The sequence below is a fragment of the Robiginitalea sp. genome, from assembly GCF_049588695.1.
Classification (GTDB): Bacteria; Bacteroidota; Bacteroidia; order Flavobacteriales; family Flavobacteriaceae; genus Robiginitalea.
On record NZ_JBAVZJ010000247.1, the window covers coordinates 1 to 2758 of the forward strand.

Genomic DNA, 2758 nt, shown 5'->3' on the forward strand with positions numbered 1-2758 from the left:
AGGGAACACAAAGCGGAACTTATCGAGTATATGGTGGAGCTGACCCAAAGCGAAATGCGGGAGTATTACCGACCGAATTTCTGGCCAAATACCCCGGACATCAATCCCTTTCATTTGCAAGGGGCAGGGGAGGGCATGCACCTGATTCGCTATGCCCTGGCGGCTACCCTTAGCGGAAATATTGGGATATACGGACCTGTTTTTGAATATATGGATTCAGAGCCCTACCCTTCCAAGGAGGAGTACCTGAATTCTGAGAAATACGAAATCCGGCATTGGGATTGGAACATTAAAAACAAAGTGACGCATATTATCGGACGGATAAATGCAATCCGAAAGGCGCACCCTGCCCTGCAGCAGACCAATAACATACGTTTTTGCGGCCTGGAGAACGAACAGTTGCTGGCGTTCTATAAATGGGATGATTCCCAGTCAGATCGCCTTTTGATCATCATCAGCCTGGACGCTGCCAACAGCCAGCAGGGTTATGTTCAGCTTCCCCTGGATCGGCTGCCCTCAATGGAAAACGGGCCGTTTCATATGTACGATCTCTTAACCCATACCACATACCATTGGGAATCGGAGTGGAATTACGTTTCCCTGAACCCGGATTTACCCTTTCACATTTTTCAGATCAGATAGTATGAGTACGCCCAAGGAAAAACAAAAACCAAAACAAGCCCCTCAGAAGTCCTACAGCTTTGATGTGCCCTGGGAACAGCTCATGGAGGACGGGAAATTTATGACCGTTTTTCTTTCCGATGTTCTCGAGAATTATGTGCAACAACAAAGGTGGTACGGGGGAAAATCGAGTTCGCTGAAGTATATTGAAATTCAGGAATACTTTCGCATTCAGCAGCGGGAAGAAGTGTATTACGGCCTGCTGTTGGAGGTGAATTTTGATGAGGCGTTTTACCAACACTACTTTCTGCCGATAGCGTTTGTCTCGGACGAGAGTTTTGCCGAAAAGGACCGAATCCTACCGGTGACCATCAACGGGGTTGAGGGCTTTATTATCGATGCGGTGAACCTGGAAGCTTTCAGGCGACTGGTCTATGAACGCATCATTACCGCAGAACCCAATGATACAACCCGGGTTCGGTATCATTGCAGTGATACCTTTGATCCGCCACCCTATGAATCTTCCCGGTTTATGGGGTTGGAGCAAAGCAATACCTCTATAATCATCAACGGGGCTTCGGTGATTAAATTCTTCCGCCGGATTTATGCCGATAAGAATCCGGATTACGAAATGAGCAGGTTCCTCTCGGAGCGGAAAGGATTTAGCAATACCCCAGCCTATCAGGGAAGTCTGAGCATCATGGATTCTGACAATGTAAATGTAACCATTGCCCTGATGCAGGAAATGGTCCCCAATAACGGGGATGCCTGGGAGTTTATGCTGGGTGAACTCAATAAGATTTTTGCCAACCTGGAATACAAAGGAATCGCCATTGAAAAACTCCCCTCTGTGGAGCTTTTTGAGCGTTTGAAGATTCGGGAGGTCCCGGCTGAAATCATCGACTGGGCCGGCCTTAGTGTATTTACAAGACTGCAGAAGCTGGCCGAGCGGACGGCGGAAATGCATATCGCCCTGGGATCTGAATTTGAGGATACTTCCTTTACCCCGGAGCGTTTTAACGGGGACTATGAAGTCTGGCTGAAGAACAGGCTCCTCTACATGTTTCAGAATCGACTCAATACGGTAGAAAACAACTTACACCGTCTCGAGGGCCCCGCCCTGGAACTGGCCGAGGAGTTCCTGGAACGCAAAAATGAAATACGAAAGCGATTTGTGAAATTTGACTGGACCAAACTCAAAGGAGAACGCCTCAGGGTTCATGGGGATTATCACCTCGGACAGGTTTTGGTGCACGGGGATGATTTTTTCCTCCTGGATTTTGAAGGTGAGCCCGAGAGTACCATTCGGGATCGTAAGGTCAAACAACCTCCGCTAAAGGATATTGCGGGGATGTTCCGGTCCTTCCACTATGCCATTTACGCGACTATTTTCAATAATGATGGGTCATATCCCTATCCCAAAGAGGCCCTTTTTGAGGCAGGGGAACTGCTTTACAGATACTTCATCGGTGTATTCCTGGAGACTTATGTGCATTTGATACAGGAACACAACATCAATATTGGGTACAGTGCCGAACGAATTTTTCTCTTAAAATACTGTATGCTCGAGAAAGCCGTTTATGAGTTGGGCTACGAAATGAACTCAAGGCCACACTGGGCCGTCATCCCCCTGGAAGGTATCCGGGGAATAATCAATGATAAAAACTAAAAACCCTATGGGCCACGTACTCCCACACAGTAAATTTACCGATTTTGACATCGACCTTTTTAAATCGGGGAAGCATTACCGTCTTTATGAAAAGTTGGGCTCCCATCTCACCGAGGTGGATGGGGTTAAAGGGGTTTATTTCGCCGTATGGGCCCCGTCCGCCAAAGCCGTTTCGGTAGTGGGGGATTTCAATTACTGGCTGGAGGGTGAACATCCCTTAAATGTGCGCTGGGACGGCAGTGGAATATGGGAGGGTTTTATACCGGATTTAAAAGCGGGAACCCTGTACAAATACAAAATACACTCCCACCTGGAGGACCGCAAGACCGAAAAGGCAGATCCCTTTGCCCGTCGCTCGGAACACCCCCCAAAGACAGCTTCAGTGGTTTGGGAGGCACCTTACAAATGGAAAGACAGCAGCTGGATGCGAAACCGGGAAAAACGAAACAGTCTCGACCAACCCTATTC

1 protein-coding gene and 2 pseudogenes are annotated in these 2758 nt (G+C 48.1%); all 3 read left to right on the top strand.

Translation table 11 applies throughout. The features are described from left to right. Nucleotides 1–642 (top strand): annotated as a pseudogene (locus WBV75_RS06000) (alpha-1,4-glucan--maltose-1-phosphate maltosyltransferase); the annotation flags it as partial. 1 nt (nt 643) lies between these two features. Then, nucleotides 644–2290 (top strand): maltokinase N-terminal cap-like domain-containing protein, encoded by a 1647-nt coding sequence (locus WBV75_RS06005; RefSeq protein WP_424119738.1) that lies wholly within the window; start codon nt 644–646, stop codon nt 2288–2290. Between the two features lie 7 nt (nt 2291–2297). Further along, nucleotides 2298–2758: pseudogene (locus WBV75_RS06010) on the top strand (1,4-alpha-glucan branching enzyme); the annotation flags it as partial.